Source organism: Rhizobacter sp. P1_G5 (genome assembly GCF_056405435.1).
In genome coordinates, this window is the sequence record NZ_JBFUCB010000041.1 from 1 (window position 1) to 20,583 (window position 20,583).

23 protein-coding genes are annotated in these 20,583 nt (G+C 67.9%); 11 read left to right on the top strand and 12 right to left on the bottom strand.

All coding sequences use genetic code 11. The features are described 5' to 3' along the window. From fabF to AC1D12_RS05180, 8 genes are all read right to left on the bottom strand, one after another. A partial coding sequence (gene fabF / locus AC1D12_RS05145) for a beta-ketoacyl-ACP synthase II (protein WP_477839187.1) occupies nt 1–954 on the bottom strand: 954 nt, incomplete at its 3' end. A gap of 28 nt (nt 955–982) precedes the next feature. Then, on the bottom strand, nt 983–1,222 hold the full coding sequence (acpP, locus tag AC1D12_RS05150; RefSeq protein WP_009552529.1) for an acyl carrier protein: 240 nt from the start codon (nt 1,220–1,222) through the stop codon (nt 983–985). Between the two features lie 153 nt (nt 1,223–1,375). Next, nucleotides 1,376–2,137, bottom strand: a complete 762-nt coding sequence (gene fabG, locus AC1D12_RS05155) for a 3-oxoacyl-ACP reductase FabG (RefSeq protein ID WP_477826034.1) — start codon at nt 2,135–2,137, stop codon at nt 1,376–1,378. Further along, nucleotides 2,134–3,072 carry an ACP S-malonyltransferase gene (gene fabD / locus AC1D12_RS05160; protein ID WP_465114066.1) on the bottom strand — a complete coding sequence of 313 codons (939 nt, stop codon included), beginning with the start codon at nt 3,070–3,072 and terminating at the stop codon, nt 2,134–2,136. Before fabD ends, fabG begins: the two co-directional genes overlap by 4 nt. 68 nt (nt 3,073–3,140) lie before the next feature. Further along, nucleotides 3,141–4,133 (bottom strand): beta-ketoacyl-ACP synthase III, encoded by a 993-nt coding sequence (locus AC1D12_RS05165; RefSeq protein ID WP_047499876.1) that lies wholly within the window; start codon nt 4,131–4,133, stop codon nt 3,141–3,143. Next, a complete protein-coding gene (plsX, locus tag AC1D12_RS05170) occupies nt 4,130–5,233 on the bottom strand; it encodes a phosphate acyltransferase PlsX (protein WP_465114170.1) in 1,104 nt (367 codons plus the stop codon). The genes AC1D12_RS05165 and plsX overlap by 4 nt, the downstream gene beginning before the upstream one ends. A 190-nt stretch (nt 5,234–5,423) precedes the next feature. Continuing rightward, nucleotides 5,424–5,606 carry a 50S ribosomal protein L32 gene (gene rpmF / locus AC1D12_RS05175; protein ID WP_047499872.1) on the bottom strand — a complete coding sequence of 61 codons (183 nt, stop codon included), beginning with the start codon at nt 5,604–5,606 and terminating at the stop codon, nt 5,424–5,426. Nucleotides 5,607–5,738: 132 nt separating this feature from the next. Continuing rightward, nucleotides 5,739–6,329 (bottom strand): YceD family protein, encoded by a 591-nt coding sequence (locus AC1D12_RS05180; protein ID WP_477839189.1) that lies wholly within the window; start codon nt 6,327–6,329, stop codon nt 5,739–5,741. On the opposite strand from AC1D12_RS05180, the gene AC1D12_RS05185 reads away from it, so the two are divergent. Together AC1D12_RS05185 and AC1D12_RS05190 are read left to right on the top strand one after the other, a co-directional pair. After that, a complete protein-coding gene (locus tag AC1D12_RS05185) occupies nt 6,328–6,921 on the top strand; it encodes a Maf family nucleotide pyrophosphatase (RefSeq protein ID WP_477826032.1) in 594 nt (197 codons plus the stop codon). The genes AC1D12_RS05180 and AC1D12_RS05185 overlap by 2 nt on opposite strands. Nucleotides 6,922–6,924: 3 nt before the next feature. Continuing rightward, a complete protein-coding gene (locus AC1D12_RS05190; protein WP_477826031.1) occupies nt 6,925–7,686 on the top strand; it encodes an SAM-dependent methyltransferase in 762 nt (253 codons plus the stop codon). 26 nt (nt 7,687–7,712) lie between these two features. Here the strand turns inward: AC1D12_RS05190 and AC1D12_RS05195 are convergent, their stop codons facing one another. Next, nucleotides 7,713–9,245, bottom strand: coding sequence for a DEAD/DEAH box helicase (locus tag AC1D12_RS05195; RefSeq protein ID WP_477839191.1), 1,533 nt, complete (start codon nt 9,243–9,245; stop codon nt 7,713–7,715). 143 nt (nt 9,246–9,388) lie between these two features. On the opposite strand from AC1D12_RS05195, the gene AC1D12_RS05200 reads away from it, so the two are divergent. After that, entirely contained in the window at nt 9,389–10,555 is a 1,167-nt protein-coding gene (locus tag AC1D12_RS05200) for an FAD-binding oxidoreductase (protein WP_477839193.1), read from the top strand. Here the strand turns inward: AC1D12_RS05200 and AC1D12_RS05205 are convergent. The 3 genes from AC1D12_RS05205 to AC1D12_RS05215 all read right to left on the bottom strand — a co-directional run bounded on the left by AC1D12_RS05205 (nt 10,470) and on the right by AC1D12_RS05215 (nt 13,368). Further along, nucleotides 10,470–11,756, bottom strand: a complete 1,287-nt coding sequence (locus AC1D12_RS05205; RefSeq protein ID WP_477839195.1) for a hypothetical protein — start codon at nt 11,754–11,756, stop codon at nt 10,470–10,472. The two genes, AC1D12_RS05200 and AC1D12_RS05205, sit on opposite strands and share 86 nt — an antisense overlap. A gap of 80 nt (nt 11,757–11,836) precedes the next feature. After that, nucleotides 11,837–13,168 (bottom strand): class I SAM-dependent methyltransferase, encoded by a 1,332-nt coding sequence (locus tag AC1D12_RS05210; protein ID WP_477839197.1) that lies wholly within the window; start codon nt 13,166–13,168, stop codon nt 11,837–11,839. Then, on the bottom strand, nt 13,165–13,368 hold the full coding sequence (locus AC1D12_RS05215; RefSeq protein WP_477839199.1) for a hypothetical protein: 204 nt from the start codon (nt 13,366–13,368) through the stop codon (nt 13,165–13,167). The genes AC1D12_RS05210 and AC1D12_RS05215 overlap by 4 nt, the downstream gene beginning before the upstream one ends. A 176-nt stretch (nt 13,369–13,544) precedes the next feature. Here AC1D12_RS05215 and AC1D12_RS05220 point away from each other — a divergent pair, with 176 nt between their 5' ends. The 8 genes from AC1D12_RS05220 to AC1D12_RS05255 form a co-directional block, all read left to right on the top strand. After that, nucleotides 13,545–13,919 carry a MarR family EPS-associated transcriptional regulator gene (locus AC1D12_RS05220; protein WP_477829333.1) on the top strand — a complete coding sequence of 125 codons (375 nt, stop codon included), beginning with the start codon at nt 13,545–13,547 and terminating at the stop codon, nt 13,917–13,919. Continuing rightward, nucleotides 13,916–14,845: a GDP-L-fucose synthase family protein gene (locus AC1D12_RS05225; protein WP_477839201.1), complete on the top strand. Its 930-nt coding sequence runs from the start codon at nt 13,916–13,918 to the stop codon at nt 14,843–14,845. Before AC1D12_RS05220 ends, AC1D12_RS05225 begins: the two co-directional genes overlap by 4 nt. A gap of 36 nt (nt 14,846–14,881) precedes the next feature. After that, nucleotides 14,882–16,015 carry a GDP-mannose 4,6-dehydratase gene (gene gmd, locus AC1D12_RS05230; protein ID WP_477825226.1) on the top strand — a complete coding sequence of 378 codons (1,134 nt, stop codon included), beginning with the start codon at nt 14,882–14,884 and terminating at the stop codon, nt 16,013–16,015. Next, nucleotides 16,012–17,052 (top strand): FAD-binding oxidoreductase, encoded by a 1,041-nt coding sequence (locus tag AC1D12_RS05235; protein WP_477839203.1) that lies wholly within the window; start codon nt 16,012–16,014, stop codon nt 17,050–17,052. The genes gmd and AC1D12_RS05235 overlap by 4 nt, the downstream gene beginning before the upstream one ends. A gap of 13 nt (nt 17,053–17,065) precedes the next feature. Then, the gene (gene rfbF, locus AC1D12_RS05240) at nt 17,066–17,839 is read left to right on the top strand and encodes a glucose-1-phosphate cytidylyltransferase (RefSeq protein ID WP_477825224.1); all 774 of its coding nucleotides are present in this window, start codon (nt 17,066–17,068) and stop codon (nt 17,837–17,839) included. Continuing rightward, a complete protein-coding gene (gene rfbG / locus AC1D12_RS05245) occupies nt 17,836–18,945 on the top strand; it encodes a CDP-glucose 4,6-dehydratase (RefSeq protein WP_477839209.1) in 1,110 nt (369 codons plus the stop codon). Before rfbF ends, rfbG begins: the two co-directional genes overlap by 4 nt. Further along, on the top strand, nt 18,942–20,300 hold the full coding sequence (gene rfbH / locus AC1D12_RS05250) for a lipopolysaccharide biosynthesis protein RfbH (protein ID WP_477839205.1): 1,359 nt from the start codon (nt 18,942–18,944) through the stop codon (nt 20,298–20,300). Before rfbG ends, rfbH begins: the two co-directional genes overlap by 4 nt. Nucleotides 20,301–20,303: 3 nt before the next feature. Then, nucleotides 20,304–20,583, top strand: a 280-nt coding sequence (locus AC1D12_RS05255) for an NAD-dependent epimerase/dehydratase family protein (RefSeq protein WP_477839207.1), incomplete at its 3' end; no start/stop codon positions are given.

Genomic DNA, 20,583 nt, shown 5'->3' on the forward strand with positions numbered 1-20,583 from the left:
GCTCTCGTTCACGTCGCCGAGCGGCGTGGAGGTGCCGTGCGCGTTCAGGTACTGGATCTGGTCAGGGTTGAGCCCGGCGTTGCGCAGCGCCGCCTTCATCGAGCGCTTGGGCCCGTCGACGTTCGGCGCCGTCATGTGGAAGGCATCCGCACCCATGCCGAAGCCGACCAGCTCCGCATAGATCTTCGCGCCGCGCTTCTTCGCGTGCTCGTATTCCTCGAGCACCACGACGCCGGCGCCTTCGCCGAGCACGAAGCCGTCACGGTCCCTGTCCCACGGACGCGAGGCCGTGGCCGGGTCGTCGTTGCGCGTGGACAGCGCACGCGCCGCCGCGAACCCGCCGATGCCCAGCGGCGACACCGTCGATTCGGCGCCCCCCGCGACCATCACGTCGGCATCGCCGTACTCGATCAGGCGACCGGCTTCGCCGATGCAGTGCAGGCCCGTGGTGCAGGCCGTCACGATCGCGAGGTTGGGCCCCTGGAAGCCGAACTTGATCGAGACGTGGCCCGAGATCATGTTGATGATCGAGGCCGGCACGAAGAACGGCGACACGCGGCGCGGACCGCGGTCGACCAGCTCGGCATGGGTTTCCTCGATCATCGGCAGGCCGCCGATGCCCGAGCCCACGAGGCAGCCGATGCGCTCGGCCTCTTCCTCGCTCAGCGCGTCGCCGGTGGGCAGGCCGGCGTCTCGCACCGCCTGCATCGACGCGGCTAGGCCGTAGTGGATGAAGGTGTCCATGTGCCGGGCTTCCTTGGCGGGGAAGTACTCCTCCACCTTGAAGCCCTTCACCTCGCCTGCGAAATGACAGGCAAAGGGCGACGCATCGAACTTGGTGATGGTCGCGATGCCGGAACGCCCGGCCACGATGTTGGCCCACCCCTCGGCCACCGTGTTGCCCACGGGACTGATGAGGCCGAGCCCGGTGATGACGACGCGGCGACGGCTCATGCGATGCTGCTCAGTTGGGAACGAAGGCTCAGGCCTTCTGGTGCTTGACGGCGTAGTCGATCGCCAGCTGCACGGTGGTGATCTTCTCGGCTTCCTCGTCGGGGATCTCGATGCCGAACTCGTCTTCGAGGGCCATCACCAGTTCCACGGTGTCGAGCGAATCAGCGCCCAGGTCTGCCACGAAAGCCTTCTCGTTGGACACATCGGCTTCCGGAACGCCCAGTTGTTCCGCGATGATTTTCTTCACACGTGCTTCGATATCGCTCATGACTCCTCCAGGAGGGTTTGCTGAAACAGCCCGAGATTCTAAGGCTTGCAGGGTGTCGACTCTAAGTCAGGTCTACACGCTGCAAACCAGGTTCCGGTCGGGGCCTTCCGGTCTGTGGGGTGACACGTTCGACGCAGTTCGGCGTCGTTGGCGTCAATTCATGAACATGCCGCCATTGACATGCAACTCCGTGCCGGTGATGTAGCCGGCCTGGGCCGACGCCAGGAAGGCCACCGCATGCGCGATGTCGCTGGCCTGGCCGAGCCGGCCCAGCGGGATCTGTGCCAACAGCCCGGCGGTCTGCTGCTCGGAGAGCTCGCTCGTCATGTCGGTCTGGATGAAGCCCGGCGCGACGCAGTTGACGGTGATGCCGCGGCTGCCGAGCTCGCGTGCCAGCGCGCGCGTCATGCCGGCGACGCCGGCCTTCGATGCCGCGTAGTTGGCCTGGCCGGCGTTGCCGCTCGAGCCGACGACCGACGTGATGTTGATGATGCGGCCGAAACGCTGCTTCATCATCGGGCGGATGACGGCGCGGCTGATGCGGAACACCGCCTTCAGGTTGGTGTCGATCACCGCATCCCAGTCGTCGTCCTTCATGCGCATCGACAAGGTGTCGCGCGTGATGCCGGCGTTGTTGACGAGGACCTGCAGGCCGCCGTGCTCCTTGACGATGGCATCGACCGCCGCCTCGACGCCGGGGCCGTCGTTGACGTTCAGGCACAGGCCGCGGCTGCCGGCGAAGGCCGACAGGGCCTCGCCGATCGCGTCGGCACCGGCCGGCGTCGTCGCGGTGCCGATCACCTTGGCGCCCTGCGCCGCCAGCGCCAGCGCGATGGCGCGGCCGATGCCGCGCGAGGCGCCGGTCACCAGCGCCACCTGGCCTGCCAGCGAGGACTCGTTCTTTGGATCACTCATGCCAACAGACCTTTCGCTTCCAGCAGCGTGGCCGGATCATGGATCGCGGCCGTGACCGCATCGGCATCGATGCGGCGGATCGTGCTGGCCAGCACCTTGCCGGGCCCGCACTCGAAGATGTGGCGGATGCCGCGCGCGCGGATCGCCTGCACCACCTCGACCCAGCGCACCGGCCCGAAGGCCTGGCGCACCAGCGCATCGCGGATGGCGGCCGGATCGTCCTGCACCGCGACATCGATGTTGTTGACGAGCGGGATGCGCGGCGCGTTCAGCGTGACGCCGGCCAGCTTCGCCTTCAATTGCTCGGCGGCCGGGCGCATCAGGCTCGAATGGAAAGGCGCCGACACCGACAGCTGCAACGCGCGCTTGGCGCCCTTGTCCTTCAGCAGGCTGCACGCGAATTCGACGCCGGCCTTGGTGCCGGCGATCACGGTCTGCTTCGGGTCGTTGAAGTTGGCCGCTTCGACGACCTCGCCGGACGCCGCCGCAGCCTCGGCGCAACCGGCGCGCACGACATCGGCATCGAGCCCGAGGATGGCAGCCATGCCGCCCGCACCGACCGGCACCGCCTGCTGCATGGCCTGCGCCCGGAAGCGCACCAGCGGCAACGCATCGGACAGGCTGATGACGCCGGCCGCCACCAGCGCGGCGTACTCGCCGAGCGAGTGGCCGGCCACGGCCGCGGGCTGCAGCCCGGTTTCGGCGAGCCACGCACGCAGGCAGGCGACGCCGGCGGTCAGCATCACCGGCTGGGTGTTCTCGGTCAGGTCGAGCGCTTCCTTCGGGCCGGCATGGATCAGCTGACCCACGTCAACGCCGAGCGCGGCCGAGGCTTCGGCCAGCGTGTCACGCACGGCCGCGTGGCCGCCCCAGGCGTCCAGCATGCCGACGGCTTGCGAGCCCTGGCCAGGAAAGACGAATGCGAACGGAGTCATGTCAGCGCCTTGTAGTCGCGGCAACGCAGATGAAGAGAGAGATCGCGGACGGGCTGCCGAGCGTGTGCTCAGTAGTCGAACAGCACCGCGCCCCAGGTGAACCCGCCACCGACGCCCTCGAGCATCACGGTGTCGCCGCGCTTCACCGTGCCGGCGCGCACCGCGACATCGAGTGCCAGCGGGATCGAGGCGGCGGACGTGTTGCCGTGTTCGTCCACCGTCGCGATCAGCTTGTCCAGCGGCAGCTTCAGCTTCCTGGCCGTGCCCTGCATGATGCGGATGTTGGCCTGGTGCGGGATCAGCCAGTCGATGTCGGCATCGGTGCGACCGGCCTTCGCGAGCACCGAGCGCGCGACGTCCTCGAGCACGCCGACGGCGAGCTTGAAGACCGCCGGTCCGTCCATCTTCAGCAGCGGGTCGCCGGTGATCTTGCCGCCAGACACCGAGCCGGGCGTGCAGAGGATGTCGACATGGCGGCCATCCGCATGCAGTTCGCTCGCGAGGATGCCGGGCGTGTCGCTCGCCTCCAGCACCACGGCGCCGGCGCCGTCGCCGAACAGCACGCAGGTGGTGCGGTCGTTGAAGTCGAGCAGGCGCGAGAAGATCTCGGCACCGACCACCAGCGCTTTGCTGGCCGCGCCGGTGCGAATCATCGAATCGGCCACCGTCAGCGCATAGACGAAGCCGGAGCACACCGCCTGCACGTCGAAGGCGGGACAGCCGGCAATGCCGAGCTTGCGCTGCAGGATGGTGGCGGTCGATGGGAAGACCATGTCGGGCGTCGAGGTCGCGACGATGATCAGGTCGATCTGCGATGCGGCGACGCCGGCCGCCTCGAGCGCACGCTGCGCGGCCGGCAGGGCCAGGTCGCTGCACGGCACGTCGGCTTCGGCGAAATGGCGGGCACGGATGCCGGTGCGCGCGACGATCCACTCATCGGAGGTCTCGACACCCTTGGCAGCCAGTTCGGCGGCCAGGGCTTCGTTGGTCAGGCGCTTCGGCGGCAGGTAGCTGCCGGTGCCGGTGATGCGCGAATAGCGGGTCGCAGAGGGTTGGGTCATGCAGCGAGGGCGGCACCGTCGGACGACGCACCGCTTGCACTTGCAGGGGTGGGCAAGGCATGCAGCGAATCGCGAATCCGGTCGTGCACCCGATCCAGCAAGTGATTGCGGGCCGCATCATAAGCCCGATTCAAGGCCTGCTCGAACGCATAGGCATCGGACGAGCCGTGCGCCTTGAACACCAGGCCACGCAGGCCGAGCAGCGCGCCGCCGCTGTAGCGGCGGTGGTCGACACGGTGCTTGAAGTGGTTCAGCACCGGCAGCGCCACCAGCGCGGCCATCTTCGTGAAGATGTTGCGGGTGAATTCCTGCTTGATGAAGCTCGACAGCATCGACGCGAGGCCTTCGGCGGTCTTCAGCGCGACGTTGCCGACGAAGCCGTCGCAGACGACGATGTCGGTCGTGCCCTTGAAGATGTCGTTGCCTTCGACGTTGCCGTGGAAGTTGACGTGGCCGCCTTCGGCCGCGGCGCGCAGCAGCTCGCCGGCGCGCTTGATCGTCTCGTTGCCCTTGATGACTTCCTCGCCGATGTTCAGCAGGCCGACGCTCGGGTTCTCCTTGCCGTCGACCGCCGCGACCAGCGCGCTGCCCATCACGGCGAACTGCAGCAGGTGCTCGGCGCTGCAGTCCACGTTCGCGCCGAGATCGAGCACGGTCGTGTAGCCATCCTTCTGGTTGGGCATCACCGCGGCGATGGCCGGGCGATCGATGCCCTCGAGCGTCTTCAGCAGGTAGCGCGCGACGGCCATCAACGCGCCGGTGTTGCCGGCGGACACGCAGGCGTGTGCACGCGGCGGCTGGCCGTCGGCGCCGGACTTCAGCTGCATCAACGCCACGCGCAGCGAAGAGTCCTTCTTGCGGCGCAGCGCCACCTCGACCGCGTCGTCCATCTCGACGACCTCGGTGGCCGCGACCACGTGGCAGCGATCCCAGCCGGTGGCCGGCGCAAGCGCCTCGGCGCGGCCGACGAGCACGACCTCGGCCAGCGGGTGGGCGGCCAGGAAGGCACGGCAGGCCGGCAGCGTGACGGAGGGACCGTGATCGCCGCCCATGCAGTCGACGGACAGGCGAATGACATCGGTCGCGGCGGGCGGCGACATCGGGTTCATGGGTGCAGCAGCAGAAGCAGCGAACTCAGGCAACGAACGCCGGAGCGATCGCCACCCAAAAGACAAACACCCGGCACTGCGACGGTCCGCAGGCCGGGTCGATGCAAGGTCTCGCAGGGTTCACGCATCATGCCTTGGCCGCGGCAATGCGCGGGTCCGGCGAAAGTGCGCGACAACCGACTCAGGCGTCAGCCTTGGTCTTCAGGACCTTGCGCCCACGGTAGAAACCGTTGGGGCTGATGTGGTGACGCAGGTGCGATTCGCCCGTGGTCGGCTCGATCGCGGTGCCCGGGGTGACCAGGGCATTGTGCGAACGGTGCATGCCGCGCTTGGAAGGCGACTTCTTGTTTTGCTGAACGGCCATGAAAATTCTCCTTGAGCCTCCTGACACTCGCAGGAGCCAGGCGGGGTGCGCTGAAATCCCCAGGGCTCCGGGGACGCAATCAACGCTTTGACGAAAAAGCCTGCGATTCTAGCATGGCCTCCCAGCCCCGGATCAATTGGGGAGGTGGCCGCGCTTCAGGGCGGCCAGGGCCGCGAACGGGTGAGCCTCCTTCCCGGCCTCCTCCTCTTCCGGCGAGACCGGCACGGCCAGCGGCTGCGGGCACTGCTCGTGGCGCGGCACGATGGGCAGCGCCAGCAGCAATTCATCCTCGACGAGCGTCAGCAGGTCCAGGTCGCGGCTCAACGCCAGCACGTCGTGTTCGCTGTCGGCGTCCAGCGCCGCGGCTGCATCTTCACCGGCCACGAACTGGATCGAACTGTCGATCGACAACGGCACGGCCATCGGCGACAGGCAGCGCTGGCATTGCAGGGTCACGCTGGTCTCGGCTGTCAGATGCAGCCAGGTCTCGGCGCTGCCGGCGCGCCCTTCGCGGCGCTCGCCCTCGGCTGTCCAGGCGATTTCGGCACCACTTTCAGGCAGGGTGCTTTGCTTCAGGCGCAGCAGGTCGTCCTGCGACCAGCGGCCTTCGAGCCGGACGGATTCCTGGGCGAACGCATCGGCATCCAGGTGGCGGGGATCAGTGACTCGGGACTTCATCCTTCCAGTGTACGGGCGCGCGCGCGATGGGAGAATCCGCGGCATGACCCCACGCCCCCCGCTGATCCTCGGCTCGACCTCGCGCTACCGGCGGGAACTCCTCGAGCGCCTGCGCCTGCCGTTCGAGGTTCGCTCGCCCGAGGTCGATGAAACGCCGCTGGCGGGCGAAACACCCGCCGCACTGGCCCTGCGGCTGGCCCTGGCCAAGGCCCGCGCCGTCGCAGCCCACGCACCGGACGCGGTGGTGATCGGCTCCGACCAGGTGGCCGACCTGGAAGGCACGCCGGTCGGCAAGCCCGGAGACCACGCGCGCGCCGTCGCGCAGCTGCGCTCGATGCGCGGCAAGGCCGTCGTGTTCCAGACCGCCGTCGCCGTCGTGCACCGGCAGGCCGGCTTCGAAGCCTCGGTGCTGGTGCCGGTGCGGGTGCGCTTTCGGGACCTGTCCGACAACGAGATCGAACGCTACCTGCGCGCCGAGCAGCCTTACGACTGCGCCGGCAGCGCCAAATCGGAAGGCCTGGGCATCATTCTGTTGACCGCAATCGAATCCGATGACCCGACCGCGCTGATCGGCCTGCCGCTGATCCGCACCGCCGAACTGCTGCGGCAGGCCGGCATCGACCCGCTCGCCCCCTGATCGATGACGACCTCCGGCCAGCTCTTCCTGGTGCCGAACACGCTGGATTTCGGCGTCTCGACCGACAGCGACCTGCGCGAGGTGCTGCCCGCCGGCGTCTTGCGCACCGCCGCGGGCCTGGGCCACTGGGTCGCCGAGAACGCGAAGACGACGCGCGCATTCCTGAAGCGGGTCGACGCCGTCCAGCCGCTTGCGCGGCCGCTGCAGGAGATCTCGATCGTCGAGCTGCCCCGGCCGCCGAAGGGCCGCGAGGCCGGCGCGCCGCCCGACCTCAAGCCCCTGCTGGCGCCGGTATCGGCCGGGCACGACATCGGGCTGATCTCCGAGGCCGGTTTGCCGGCGATTGCGGATCCGGGCTCGGACCTGGTGCGCGCCGCGCATGCGATGTCGATCCGGGTCGTGCCGCTGTCCGGCCCCAGCTCGCTGCTGATGGCGCTGGGCGCCAGCGGCCTGAACGGGCAAAGCTTCGCGTTCGTCGGTTACGTGCCGGTCGATGCAGCGCAGCGTGCAGGCCGCCTGCGTGAGCTGGAATCGCTGTCGCGCAAGTTCCGGCAGACCCAGCTGATGATCGAGACGCCGTATCGGAACGCATCGCTGCTGGCGGCGCTGCTCGCCACGCTGAACCCGGACACCCGCTTGTCGGTGAGCTGCGGGCTGACGCTCGCAGGCGCCTGGACCCGCTGCGACACGGTGGCCCGCTGGCGCAGCCAGCCGGCCGAGCTGCCGAACGACGTGCCGGCCGTGTTCTCGCTGCTGGCGGGCTGAGCGGCCCCGTCAGGCCTGCCGAGCTGTCAGGCCTGCGGCGGCGTGACCTTGGCGCCGAACAGCGCCGCGATCTTCTTCTTCGGCTTGATGTTGGGCGACAGGCGGCTCGTCGACGGAGCGGCTGCGGCCTTGCTTTCCCAGGCCGCCTCGGTGGTGGCGCTCGGCTCGTAGGGCTTGTCGAAGAACGGATCGGCCGGCGGCCGCGGCGGGGCGTAGCTGCGTTGCGGGCGGGACTCGCCGGGTTCGCGTGGCTCGCGGGGTTCGCGCGCCTCGCGGGATTCCGCCGGCGCATCGTCCCAGCTGCGGCGCGGCCGCTCGGTGCGGTCCGACATGCGCGGTCGCGCCTCGTCCAGTTCGAGCGGCTCGAGCTCGATCTTCTTCTTGATCAGCTTCTCGATGTCGGACACCAGCCGGGCATCGTCGCGGGTGACCAGCGTGACCGCCAGGCCCGAGGCCCCAGCGCGCCCGGTGCGGCCGATGCGGTGGACATAGTCCTCGGCATTGAACGGCACGTCGAAATTGAAGACCGCCGGCAGGTCGGCGATGTCCAGGCCGCGCGCGGCCACGTCGGTGCAGACCAGCACGTCGACCTCGCCGCGCTTGAACGCTTCGAGGGCCTTCAGGCGCTCGTCCTGCGACTTGTCGCCATGCAACGCGTTGGTCTTGAGGCCTTCGCGCTCGAGCGAGCGAGCGAGGCGGGCACAGCCGAGCTTGGAGTTGACGAACACGATGGCCTGCTTCAGCGCGCGCTCGATCAGGATCTTGCGGATGGCGGCGCGCTTGTCGTCTGACGACACGCTGTAGAAGCGCTGCTCCACGTTCGTCGCCGTCGCGTTCGGCCGCGCCACTTCGACAAGGATCGGATCCTGCAGGTAGCTTTCGGCCAGCTTCTTGATCTCGGTCGAGAAGGTGGCCGAGAACAGCAGCGTCTGGCGCTGCTTCGGCAGGTAGCTCAGGATGCGCTGCAGGTCGGGCAGGAAGCCGATGTCCAGCATGCGATCGGCCTCGTCGAGCACGACGTACTCGACCTGGTTCAGCACCGCGTTCTTCGCCTCGATGYGGTCGAGCAGGCGGCCCGGGGTGGCGATCAGCACCTCGACCCCGGCCTTCAGCTCGAGCGTCTGCGGCTTCATGTCGATGCCGCCGAAGACGACGGCCGCGCGCAGCTTGGTGTGCTTGGAATAGGTCTTGATGTTCTTCGCGACCTGGTCGGCCAGTTCGCGCGTGGGGGCCAGCACGAGTGCCCGCACCGGGTGGCGAGCCGGCGACATGCTGGCGTTCTCGTGGCGCAGCATCTTGTGCAGCAGCGGCAGCGAGAAGGCGGCCGTCTTGCCGGTGCCGGTCTGCGCGGCGCCCATCACGTCACGGCCGGCCAGCACGATCGGGATCGCCTTGGCCTGGATCGGCGTGCACTGCGTGTAGCCGGACTCGGCGACGGCTTTTTGCAGCACGGGCGCCAGGCCGAGGGAAGCGAATTCCACCACGGGCGGGGGGACCGAAGCGTCGGTAGAGCCGGGGGAGGATTCGGTGACGGACATGTCCGTGGGGGAAGAGATCATCCCCGGATTATCCTCCGTGCCGTCCGGACCGCCTGCGTCCAATGGTTTTGGTGCCAGATCAGGGCGATTTCAGGGCTGATCAGCGGTTTCCCGATCGTAGACTGTCAGGCCCATCCACATCCCGCAACGCCGTCGGCTACCCGATGCCCGTTGTCCACCTCTCCACCGGCAAGACCTTCGAAACGCATGGCGGCGAGTCCGTGCTCGATGCCGGCCTCGTGTCGGGCGACACCTCGCTGCTGCATGCCGAGATGGAGTTGAGCGACGAAGAGCGCGCGGCCGGAAGCATCCTCACCTGCGTGCGCACCGCCACCAGCGACATCGCACTGGCGGTCGAAGACCTGGGCGATGTCCACCTCGCGGCAGCCCGCACCTGGCCGTGCCGGTTGCAGTCGATCCAGCGCGTGTCGCCCGACGTGGTGCGGGCGACATTGCGCCTGCCGCCTGCCAGCACCTTCACGTTCGTCGCCGGCCAGTACATCGACGTGATCGGCCACGGCGGCGTGCGGCGCAGCTACTCGCTCGCCTCGGCCCGGGCCGAGGCCATGCCGCTCGAACTGCACGTCCGCCAGGTCCCGGGCGGCGTGATGAGCGAGTACTGGTTCGGGCAGGCCTGCACCAACGACCTGCTGCGCCTGCATGGCCCGCTGGGCACCTTCTTCGTCCGCGAGACCGAGGGGATGCGCCTGGTCTTCCTGGTCACCGGCACCGGCATCGCACCGGTCAAGGCCATGCTCGAGCCCTGGGCGATGAACAATTTCATCCGCGACGCGCTGTCGGGCCGCGAGATCCGCGTCCATGGCGAAGGCACCAGCCGACGCAGCTACCTGTACGGCAGCGACGTCGCGGCCTGGCTGCTGCAGGCCTGCCTGTCGGGCCAGGACGGAGCCGCCTACAACCTGGGCGGCGACGAGCCGCTGAGCCATGCCGATGCCGCGGCGCGGGTCGGGTCGGCGCACGCACGACCCCGTCGCCGCAGATCCTGCTGCGCAGCCACCAGAAGGACGACGGCCGCAGCCACGACTTCTTCCCCGACCTCGGCCACACGGCGAAGGCGCTCGGCACCCGGGTGGTCATCGATGTGGAGACGGCGATCGAGCGGACCATGCGGTGGCATGCGGTGCGGCTGGCGGCCGCGCGGCGCCTGCGTGTGGAGGCCTGAGAGGCAGGTCCGCCCCGAGAACCCAGGCTGCCTGCTCAGCCTCCTGGTGAGAATGGCTCGGTTCAGGGCGGGTTCACCAGCAGCGAAAAGATCCCGCCGTTGTTCTCCATCCCGTCCAGCGAGGGCAGGGAGTCCCCTGCCACGATGACCGGAACCCGCTCGTCGAGCAGGTCCCGCGGAGGCGGACATCCGTTCGTGGCGTAGAGCGCGTTGGAACACCAGACCCAGGGCCGCAGCGGGTGGTCTGAGAAGATGACGATGGTCAGCCGGTCGAACCCTGACCGACGGGCGCGGTCCACCATGCCCCGCACCAGCTTGACAGCCCGCCCGACGTTCTCGCGGTAGTGCACCGCGAGGGGGCCACCAACCGTCGAACCGGGTGGATGGGGCAGGGGCACGTGCGCATACATCATTCCGCCGCGGCTCCACAGCGGAGCCCGCCAGATCGCCTGCTCGAGTTCCGACACGAAGCCCTGCCAGCGGTCGACGTGCAAGGTTGCGCATTGCGCCTGGGCGGCATCGCTGCCCAGGCCCAGCCGGCGTGCGAAACCGCAGCGCCACCGAGCCGGGTCCAAGACGGCAGAGACGGGTGACAGCCGGGCACAGTAGCGCAGCCCCCGCATGGCGCAGTAGGGCATGTAGAAGCCGATCACGTCGACGTCCGGGCGGGTGGCGGAGATCATCGAGAAATCCAGCGCCGCGGAATCGCTGCAGACCGTGGTCCAGCCGCAAGGCTTGGCCTGCCCGAAGGGCTGTCCGGCGAACAACTGCGGGACGACCTGCGCCGTCGCGTGGGCGACCGGCTGCACGGACTTGAATTTCACCGGCAGGCCTGCCTCGCGCAAGACCTCGACAAAAGGGGCGGCCGCCCCCGCATTGAGTTCGTCGAGCAGCAGGTAGATCTGCGCTGACCGACCCGGCTTTTCGGCCCTGGCTTCGGCAACGGGCGGCCAGGCGTGGGGTCGGGCGACGAACTGGCCCACCATCTGCTGACTCGCCACGAACAGCATGCAACCCAGCACCAGGGCCCAGCGGCAGCGGCTCCAGGACGTCTGGGGAAGTCCAGACAGGAGCAGCAGCGACACGACGCAAGCCACTCCGACGCCCTGCCCCAGGACGGTCCGCGCGAGCGTTGCGTCTCCGAATGCGCTGCGTACATCGGACCAGGCCAGGAAATAGAGCGAGACACAGGCCGCGCCCACCACCACCAGGCGCTGCCCACGTTCGAGCCAGCGGGCCGGCAGCGCGAAGCGCATCGACACCCACAGGCAAGCCAGCGCCACGCTGCAGCCCATCAGGCCCGCAATGCGCAGCGCTTCAGCCGACAGTTGGTGGAAGTGCTCGCGCATGCCGAGCTCCAGCCCAGCCGCACCGAGAAGCGCTGCCGCGGCCAGCAGGTTGGCGCCCGGCCGGCTGCTCCAAGGGTGCATCAGGCCGGCGTCCTCATCAGGGCCAGCGTGCGGTGGGCGGGACCGAGGTTGACCTCGGCGCACAGCTGAAAGCCGGCCTTCAGGAAAGCCGCCTTCTGCCTGTCGATGCTGAACTCATGCGGGTCACGCTGGCGCTGGGCGCAAAGCAATTTCATCTGCGGGTCCTCGGGCCCGATCCATTCGACAACCAGCCAGCGACGCGACAGGCGCCGTGCCATCTGCGCCACGACCTCGATCGGGATGGACGCCGCGACCGCCAAGTGATGCACGAGTGCCAGCATCAGCACCAGGTCTGCGGATTGCTCCAGGCGCGCGGCCAGGCCCGAGTGTTCCTCCCCCAGCCATCCCGATCCGCCTTTCATGTCGTCCAGCGCCGCAACCACGGGGTGCAGGCCCGGTCCCGAGGGCGACCGGAACAGCGCCTGCACGCAATCGTGGTCCCCATCGATGGCGATCACCTGGGCACCCTGCGCCAGCGCCATGCGAGAAAACTCGCCGGTGTTGCAGCCGAGATCGGCCACCCAGCCCGGCCGGATCTCCGCCAGCCATTGCGCAAGCTGCGAACGCTTGCGTTGCAGGCTGTCGCCCCCGTAGTGCCCGCGGTCCTGCGTGTAGTCGCCCCAGGCTCCCTTGCGCCGCCGCGGTTCGGGCGGGGCCACCCCGCCGAGCCACCATTCAACGGTCGCATGCAGCGATCTCCGGAACCTTGCAATGGCCGCAGGATCAGCCGGCTCCGCGATGCGTCCCGGGCCATCGGCAGCCGCTCCAGGAGCCGGTGCCCGTGCCATCAGAAGCCAATGTCGACCGAGGTAGCGAGTCCAGCCCATCATGTCGCGTGCCGCATCGGGTGGCACGCCATCGCGCCAGGCCGCGAATGCGCGGTGCGCCTTCAAGCCCCGGTGTCGGGACAGGAGCAAGGGCAACACGAAATGACGCGCGTACTGGCCGAGGGCCCACCAGTTCCTCTCACGCAAGGGCGTGAAGGACAACAGGTCGCAGAACACCGGCTGCGTGCCCGAATACAGAACGTTCCACGCCGAGGCATCCTTCAGATCGAAGCCCGCGTCGACCGCTTCCTTCTGAAGCTGCAAGGTGAGCTGCGCGGCGCCGTGAAGTTGCGCGTCACACCATTCATGAGGGTGGGAAACGAAGGGCAGCCTCGGCGAGACGACCGTATCGGGCTGCGTCACCTGGTAGGCCACGAGCCGTCCATCGTCACACCATCGGCGCGCCAACGGCGAGTGCAGGAAATGGCCCGCGTCGAGCGGCCTGTTCACGGTCCGGACGAGTTGTGCTGCCTCGAAGCGGATCGCCCCTTCCGGATCCCTCATCGCTTCGTCTTGGCCAGGCGGGCCAGATAGGCCCACAGCCTCCTGAACCCTTGGATCGGATGGCGGATGAAAAGCAGGCCGGCACCGACCAGCGCGATCAGGCCTTGCCAGAGCACCAGCCCGGTACCGGGGTCGACATAGGCCCACGCCGGGGCCGGCGCCAGCAAGGCCAAGGCTGCGAGCACGGGAAGTAAAGGCATGGAGACCTCGTGTGGCGCAGCCCGACTGGATCCGCGTGAAGTTGGCCCCGAACGGGCAGGCATGATTTGCGACTCAGCTTTTGATTGTGGCACGGCTGTGACACCCGGCTGCGCCGCCACCCAGGCAGCACCGGGCGTCGCGCCCCTTGCGGGTATGATGGCGGCCCGTTCAACACTTGAACAAGCTGTTCATGCCGCAGGAAGATTTCGACCTCGAACTCTTGCGCCAGCTCAACGCCGAGCCTGCCGCCAGCCAGCGCAGCCTGGCGGCTCGGCTGGGTGTCAGCCTGGGCAAGTTGAACTACTGCCTTCGCGCGCTGGTCGACCGGGGCTGGGTGAAGGCCAACAATTTCCGGCGCAATGATCACAAACTTGCCTACGCCTACTACCTGACCCCTCGCGGCATGGCGGCCAAGCTGCAGCTCACGGCCGCCTTCCTGCGCCGCAAGGAGCAGGAGTTCGAGGCGCTGCACGCGGAACTGCAGGCCTTGCGGCGTGAGCTCGCCACACCCGCTCCCGCGGCAGAGAACCCAGAGCAACCTCCCAAATGAACTTGAATACCAAGATCCTTGTCGCTGGTGCCTCGGGCATGGTCGGCTCGGCACTCGTGCGCCGGCTGCAGGCGCGCGGTCACACCGACGTGCTGGCCGTCGGGCGCCAGCAGGTCGACCTGCTGGACCAGCGTGCCGTCTTCGCCTATCTGGAGCAGACGCGGCCGGACTACCTGTTCGTCGCCGCGGCGAAGGTCGGCGGCATCCAGGCGAATGCCCTGTACGGTGCCGACTTCCTCTACGAGAACCTGCAGATCGAAGCCAATCTGATCCACGGCGCCCACCGCGCCGGCGTGCAGCGGCTGATGTTCCTCGGCTCCAGCTGCATCTACCCGCGCGACTGCCCGCAGCCCATTCGCGAAGAATACCTGCTGACCGGACCGCTGGAGTCGACGAACGAGCCGTACGCGATCGCCAAGATCGCCGGGATCAAGCTCGCCGAGAGCTACAACCGGCAGTACGGTCGCCAGTACGTCTGCGCGATGCCGACCAATCTCTATGGCCCGAACGACAACTACGACCTGGCCAGCAGCCATGTGCTGCCGGCCTTGATCCGCAAGGCTCACGAAGCACGACTGCGCGGCGATCTGGAATACACCGTCTGGGGAACCGGAACGCCGCGGCGCGAATTCCTCTACGTCGACGACCTGGCAGACGCCTGCGTGCACCTGATGGAGCTCGGCTACGACGGCCCGATGGTCAACATCGGCACCGGCACGGACGTGACCATTCGCGAGCTGGCCGAGACCGTGATGCAGATCGTGGGGTTCGACGGCCGCATCGTTTTCGACAGCAGCAAGCCGGACGGAACCCCGCGCAAGCTGCTGGACGTCAGTCGCCTGGCGGCACTGGGCTGGCGCGCAAGCACTTCCTTGCGCGACGGCATCCGGGCGGCCTATGACAGTGCTCCATTCCGCCGCGCCTGAGCCCATCCCCCTCGCATTGTTGAAAGAAGACCTTCCATGACCCAGCCCAAAGTTGCCCTCATCACCGGCGTCACCGGCCAGGACGGCGCCTACCTCAGCGAGCTGCTGCTCGCCAAGGGATACGAGGTCCATGGCATCAAGCGCCGCGCCTCGCTGTTCAACACCGACCGCATCGATCACCTGTACCAGGATCCGCACGTCGACCACCAGCGCTTCAAGCTTCACTACGGCGATCTGACCGATTCGACCAATCTCATCCGCATCATCCAGCAAGTACAGCCGGACGAGATCTACAACCTCGCTGCGATGAGCCATGTCGCGGTGTCGTTCGAAACGCCCGAATACACCGCGAACGCCGATGGCATCGGCACGCTGCGCATCCTCGAGGCGATTCGCATCCTCGGCCTCGAGAAGAAGACCCGTTTCTACCAGGCGAGCACGAGTGAGCTGTACGGCCTGGTGCAGGAGATTCCACAAAAGGAAACCACGCCGTTCTACCCGCGCAGCCCGTACGCGGTGGCCAAGCTGTACGCCTACTGGATCACCGTCAACTACCGTGAGGCCTACGGCATGTATGCCTGCAACGGCGTGCTGTTCAACCACGAGAGCCCGCTGCGCGGCGAGACATTCGTGACGCGCAAGATCACCCGAGCAATGGCCCGCATCGCGCTGGGCCTGCAGGACTGCCTGTATCTCGGCAACATGAGCGCACTGCGTGACTGGGGACACGCGCGTGACTACGTCGAGATGCAGTGGCTGATGCTGCAGCAGGCACAACCGGAAGACTTCGTCATCGCGACCGGTGTCCAGTACAGCGTGCGACAGTTCGTCGAGTTTTCTGCGCGCGAGCTGGGCATCCGGATCCGCTTCGAAGGGGAGGGCGAGAAGGAGGTCGGAGTCGTGGCCGAGGTCCTGCCGGCCACCGGCAAGGAGCCCGTCAAGTGCAAGCCCGGCGACGTGATCGTGCGCGTCGACCCGCGGTACTACCGACCCACCGAGGTCGAAACCTTGCTCGGCGACCCCAGCAAGGCCAAGGCGAAGCTCGGCTGGGTTCCCCGCACGACGCTGCCCGAGCTGGTCAAGGAAATGGTCGAGGCCGACTACGCCAGCGCGCGCCGCGACAGCCTCGTCAAGCTTGCGGGCTTCCAGGCCTACGACCACCACGAGTGACCGCGGTTTCTCCCCCGGCTTTCCTTCAGTGCGCCATGTCTCTCGTCCACACATCCAGCGGCAAGACCTTTCGGGCGGATCCCGGCGAATCGCTGCTGGGTGCAGCGCTGCGCGCCGACGTGGCGATGGCCTACAGCTGTCGCACCGGACGCTGCAGCTCGTGCAGGAGCCGGGTCAGCGCCGGCCRCACCATCGCGTTGCACGACGAGCTGGGGCTGAGTGCGCAGGAGCGCGATGCCGGCTGGATCCTGACCTGCGTCCGGACCGCCGAGACCGATGTCCGGCTGGAGATCGAGGATCTAGGCAACATCCACTTGCCGCAGGCTCGGACCGTACCGTGCCGCATCCAGTCCCTCGACCGCCTGGCGCCGGATGTCCTCAAGGTGATGCTGCGCCTGCCACCCACCACGGCGTTCGATTTCCTGCCGGGCCAGTACGTCGACGTGATCGGGCACGGCGGCATCCGCCGCAGCTACTCCATCGCCAACCTGCCCGGACCCGAGAAGCAACTCGAGCTGCACATCCGGGAAGTGCCCGGCGGCACGATGAGCGCCTACTGGTTCGGCCAGGCGAAGCCGAACGACCTGCTGCGCCTGCATGGCCCGCTTGGCACATTCTTCCTGCGAGAGATCGACGGCGTCGACATCGTCTTCCTCGCCACCGGGACAGGCATTGCGCCGGTGAAGGCCATGCTCGATGACCTGGCTCGCGATGCCCGTGCCGACGGCGCCCGTGCACGGTCCATTTCGGTGCTGTGGGGTGGACGGATCCCGCACGATCTCTACTGGGATGTCGCCGCGCATCCCTCGGCACCGGTGTTCACGCCGGTGCTGTCGCGCGCCGATTCCGGCTGGACCGGCACGCGTGGCCATGTCCAGCAGGCGCTGCTGGGACAACCCCATGACTGGAGCCGCACCGTCGTGTACGCCTGCGGCTCCGAGGCCATGATCCACGGCGCCCGGCACGAGCTGCTCGCTGCGGGCCTGGCCGAACACCACTTCCATTCCGACGCGTTCGTCTGTTCCGCGTCGGCCTGATCAGAGGAAAGACATGAAAGCTGTGATCCTGGCCGGAGGCCTCGGCACCCGCCTCAGCGAAGAAACCGCCACGCGGCCCAAGCCCATGGTCGAGATCGGCGGCAAGCCGATCCTGTGGCACATCCTGAAGATGTATGCCCACCACGGCGTCAACGACTTCGTGATCTGCTGCGGCTACAAGGGCTACGTCATCAAGGAGTACTTCGCGAACTACTTCCTGCACATGTCCGACGTCACCTTCGACATGCGCAGCAACACGATGGAAGTACACCAGAAGCGCGCCGAGCCCTGGAAGGTGACGCTGGTGGACACCGGCGACGACTCGATGACCGGCGGGCGGCTGCTACGCGTCGCCCGCTTCGTGCGCGACGAGGAGGCCTTCTGCTTCACGTATGGCGACGGTGTCGGCGACATCGACATCCGTGCCAGCATCGCTTTTCACCAGGCCCACGGCAAGGCTGCCACGCTGACGGCCACCTACCCGCCGGGCCGTTTCGGTGCGCTCGAGATCCGTGACCGGCAGGTGCTCAATTTCAAGGAGAAGCCCCAGGGCGACGGCGCCATGATCAACGGCGGATTCTTCGTGTTGAAGCCGTCGGTGCTCGACTACGTCAAGGATGACACGACGATCTGGGAGCAGGAGCCGCTGATGCGGCTGGCCGCCGACCAGCAGCTGATGGCCTACGAGCACACCGGGTTCTGGCAGCCAATGGACACGCTGCGTGACAAGCACCACCTGGAAGAGCTGTGGGCCTCGGGCTGCGCGCCGTGGAAGGCGTGGGAATGAGCGGCACGTACGCGGCCGCTGTGCCGGACGCCGGCGTCACACCCGCCTTCTGGCAGGGCAAACGTGTGCTGCTCACGGGGCACACCGGCTTCAAGGGCGGCTGGCTGAGCCTGTGGTTGCAATCGCTGGGCGCGCAGCTGCACGGCTTGGCTCTGGAAGCGCCGACGACACCCAACCTCTACGCCGAAGCCGGCATCGGCGCCGGCATGGAAAGCACGCTCGCGGACATTCGCAACGCCGACGCAGTGCGCGCCTGCATGGCAGCCTCCAGGCCGGAGATCGTCATCCACATGGCGGCGCAGCCGCTGGTGCGCCATTCGTACACCGACCCGGTGGCAACCTACGCGACGAACGTGATGGGCACCGTGCACGTGCTGGAGGCGGCACGTCACGTCGGCACCGTGCGCGCGGTCGTCAGCGTGACCACTGACAAGTGCTACGAAAACCGAGAGTGGCCCTGGGGGTACCGGGAGGACGAGCCCATGGGGGGTCACGATCCGTACAGCAACAGCAAGGGCTGCGCCGAGCTCGTGACCTCAGCCTATCGCCGCTCGTTCTTCCGCGATGGCGGCATCGCGCTCGCATCCGCCCGCGCCGGCAACGTGATCGGCGGCGGCGACTGGGCCGCCGACCGGCTGGTGCCCGACATCCTGCGCGCCTTCGAACGCAACGAACCGGTCGTCATTCGCAACCCGCATTCGATCCGCCCCTGGCAGCATGTGCTGGAGCCGCTGTCGGGCTACCTGGTGCTGGCCGAGCGACTCTGGCACGACGGCCAGTCGTTCGCCGAGGCATGGAACTTCGGCCCGCGCGACGAGGACGCGCGTCCGGTGCAGTGGATCGTCGAGCGCATGGCCCGCGAATGGGGACAGGGCGCCGGCTGGCGCCTCGATGGCGGCTCGCACCCGCACGAGGCGCACTACCTCAAGCTCGACATCTCCAAGGCTCGCAGCCGCCTGGGCTGGCGGCCGCGCTGGCCCCTGGACACAGCGCTCACGCGCATCACGCAATGGCACCACGCCTGGCGCGATCACCAGGACATGCAGGCGCTCTGCCTCGCACAGATCCGGCAGCACACGACTTCGACCGACAAGGAATCCGCATGAGCAGCATCCCCATCATCCCCGCCGTCGTCCCGGCCCCGGCTCAGCCGGGTGCGGCCCTGCGCGCGCAGATCGCCGAGCTGGTCCAGCAGTACGCCGATCTGGCGCTGGCGCCCCGGCCCTTCGTGCCGGGCCAGTCGCCTGTTCCGGTATCGGGCAAGGTCATCGGCGCGAAGGAGTTGCAGTTGATGGTCGAGGCCTCCCTCGACGGCTGGCTGACCACCGGACGCTTCAACGCGGCATTCGAGGAGCGGCTCGCGCGGTTCCTGGGCGTCAAGCACCTGATCACCGTCAACTCGGGCTCCTCAGCCAACCTGGTCGCGTTCTCGACGCTCACCTCGTCGCGCCTGGGCGAACGGGCCATCCGCCCGGGCGACGAAGTTATCGGCGTCGCCGCGGGCTTTCCGACCACCGTCAACCCGATCCTGCAGTTCGGCGCCGTGCCGGTGTTCGTGGACGTGGACCTGGCCACCCACAACATCGATGCCGACAAGATCGAGGCGGCGATCACCCCGAAGACGAAGGCCATCATGCTCGCCCACTCGCTGGGCAACCCGTTCAACCTGGACGCGGTGACGGCGCTGTGCAAGAAGCACGGCCTCTGGCTGGTGGAAGACTGCTGCGACGCGCTGGGGGCCACCTACGACGGGCGCCTGGTCGGCACCTTCGGCGACATCGGGACCCTCAGTTTCTACCCGGCGCACCACATCACCATGGGCGAGGGCGGCGCGGTGTTCACCAACAACGCCGAACTGAAACTCATCGCCGAGTCGTTCCGTGACTGGGGCCGCGACTGCTATTGCGCCCCGGGCAAGGACAACACCTGCAACAAGCGCTTCTGCTGGAAGCTCGGCGAGTTGCCGGAAGGCTACGACCACAAGTACATCTACTCGCACCTCGGCTACAACCTGAAGATCTCCGACATGCAGGCTGCCTGCGCACTGGCGCAGATGGACCGGCTGGACGACTTCATCCGCGCGCGCCGCGAAAACTTCGCCTACCTTCACGAGAAGCTGCAGTCCTGCGCCGAGTTCTTCCACATGCCGCAGGCGACGCCGAAGGCGAATCCGTCGTGGTTCGGCTTTCCGCTCGTGTTGCGGCCGGAGTCCGGCATCAAGCGGGTCGACCTGCTGGCCTACCTGGACCAGCACAAGATCGGCACGCGGCTACTGTTCGCCGGCAACCTGACGCGCCAGCCGTACATGCTGGGGCGCAACTTCCGCGTCAGCGGCGAACTGGTCAACACCGACATCGTGATGCACCAGACCTTCTGGCTCGGCGTGTATCCCGGGCTGACGACCGAGCACCTGGACCACGTGGTGGCGCGGCTCGAAGAGTTCCTGGGCATCGGCTTCTGACGCATGGGTGATCACGCGTCCCCGTGGATCCTGCTGACGGGTGCTGCCGGCTTTGTCGGGCGGCACGTCGCGCGCTGCCTGCGCGACGGGGGGCATCGCGTCGCCGGGCTGTTGCGCGAAAGCGCCGAGCGGCCCGCGGCAGGCAATGCGTGCGAGTTCTGGCTGCGGCCCTCCGAACTCGCCGGCGCGACCGGTGCCGGCCCGCTGCAGGCGGTGGTCCATCTTGCGACGGCCTATGGACACGACGGCCGGCTGGCCGAGGTCGTGGAGAGCAATCTGTTCC

Coding starts and splice junctions, on each gene's coding strand:
- AC1D12_RS05225 (WP_477839201.1), top strand. CDS start 13,916: ATGAACTTGAATACCAAGATCCTTGTCGCTGGTGCCTCGGGCATGGTC.
- plsX (WP_465114170.1), bottom strand. CDS start 5,233: ATGTCGCCGCCCGCCGCGACCGATGTCATTCGCCTGTCCGTCGACTGC.
- rpmF (WP_047499872.1), bottom strand. CDS start 5,606: ATGGCCGTTCAGCAAAACAAGAAGTCGCCTTCCAAGCGCGGCATGCAC.
- rfbG (WP_477839209.1), top strand. CDS start 17,836: ATGAGCGGCACGTACGCGGCCGCTGTGCCGGACGCCGGCGTCACACCC.
- AC1D12_RS05210 (WP_477839197.1), bottom strand. CDS start 13,168: ATGAGGGATCCGGAAGGGGCGATCCGCTTCGAGGCAGCACAACTCGTC.
- AC1D12_RS05185 (WP_477826032.1), top strand. CDS start 6,328: ATGACCCCACGCCCCCCGCTGATCCTCGGCTCGACCTCGCGCTACCGG.
- AC1D12_RS05200 (WP_477839193.1), top strand. CDS start 9,389: ATGCCCGTTGTCCACCTCTCCACCGGCAAGACCTTCGAAACGCATGGC.
- AC1D12_RS05215 (WP_477839199.1), bottom strand. CDS start 13,368: ATGCCTTTACTTCCCGTGCTCGCAGCCTTGGCCTTGCTGGCGCCGGCC.
- AC1D12_RS05165 (WP_047499876.1), bottom strand. CDS start 4,133: ATGACCCAACCCTCTGCGACCCGCTATTCGCGCATCACCGGCACCGGC.
- rfbF (WP_477825224.1), top strand. CDS start 17,066: ATGAAAGCTGTGATCCTGGCCGGAGGCCTCGGCACCCGCCTCAGCGAA.
- acpP (WP_009552529.1), bottom strand. CDS start 1,222: ATGAGCGATATCGAAGCACGTGTGAAGAAAATCATCGCGGAACAACTG.
- fabG (WP_477826034.1), bottom strand. CDS start 2,137: ATGAGTGATCCAAAGAACGAGTCCTCGCTGGCAGGCCAGGTGGCGCTG.
- AC1D12_RS05205 (WP_477839195.1), bottom strand. CDS start 11,756: ATGCGCGAGCACTTCCACCAACTGTCGGCTGAAGCGCTGCGCATTGCG.
- rfbH (WP_477839205.1), top strand. CDS start 18,942: ATGAGCAGCATCCCCATCATCCCCGCCGTCGTCCCGGCCCCGGCTCAG.
- gmd (WP_477825226.1), top strand. CDS start 14,882: ATGACCCAGCCCAAAGTTGCCCTCATCACCGGCGTCACCGGCCAGGAC.
- AC1D12_RS05180 (WP_477839189.1), bottom strand. CDS start 6,329: ATGCCGCGGATTCTCCCATCGCGCGCGCGCCCGTACACTGGAAGGATG.
- AC1D12_RS05190 (WP_477826031.1), top strand. CDS start 6,925: ATGACGACCTCCGGCCAGCTCTTCCTGGTGCCGAACACGCTGGATTTC.
- fabD (WP_465114066.1), bottom strand. CDS start 3,072: ATGACTCCGTTCGCATTCGTCTTTCCTGGCCAGGGCTCGCAAGCCGTC.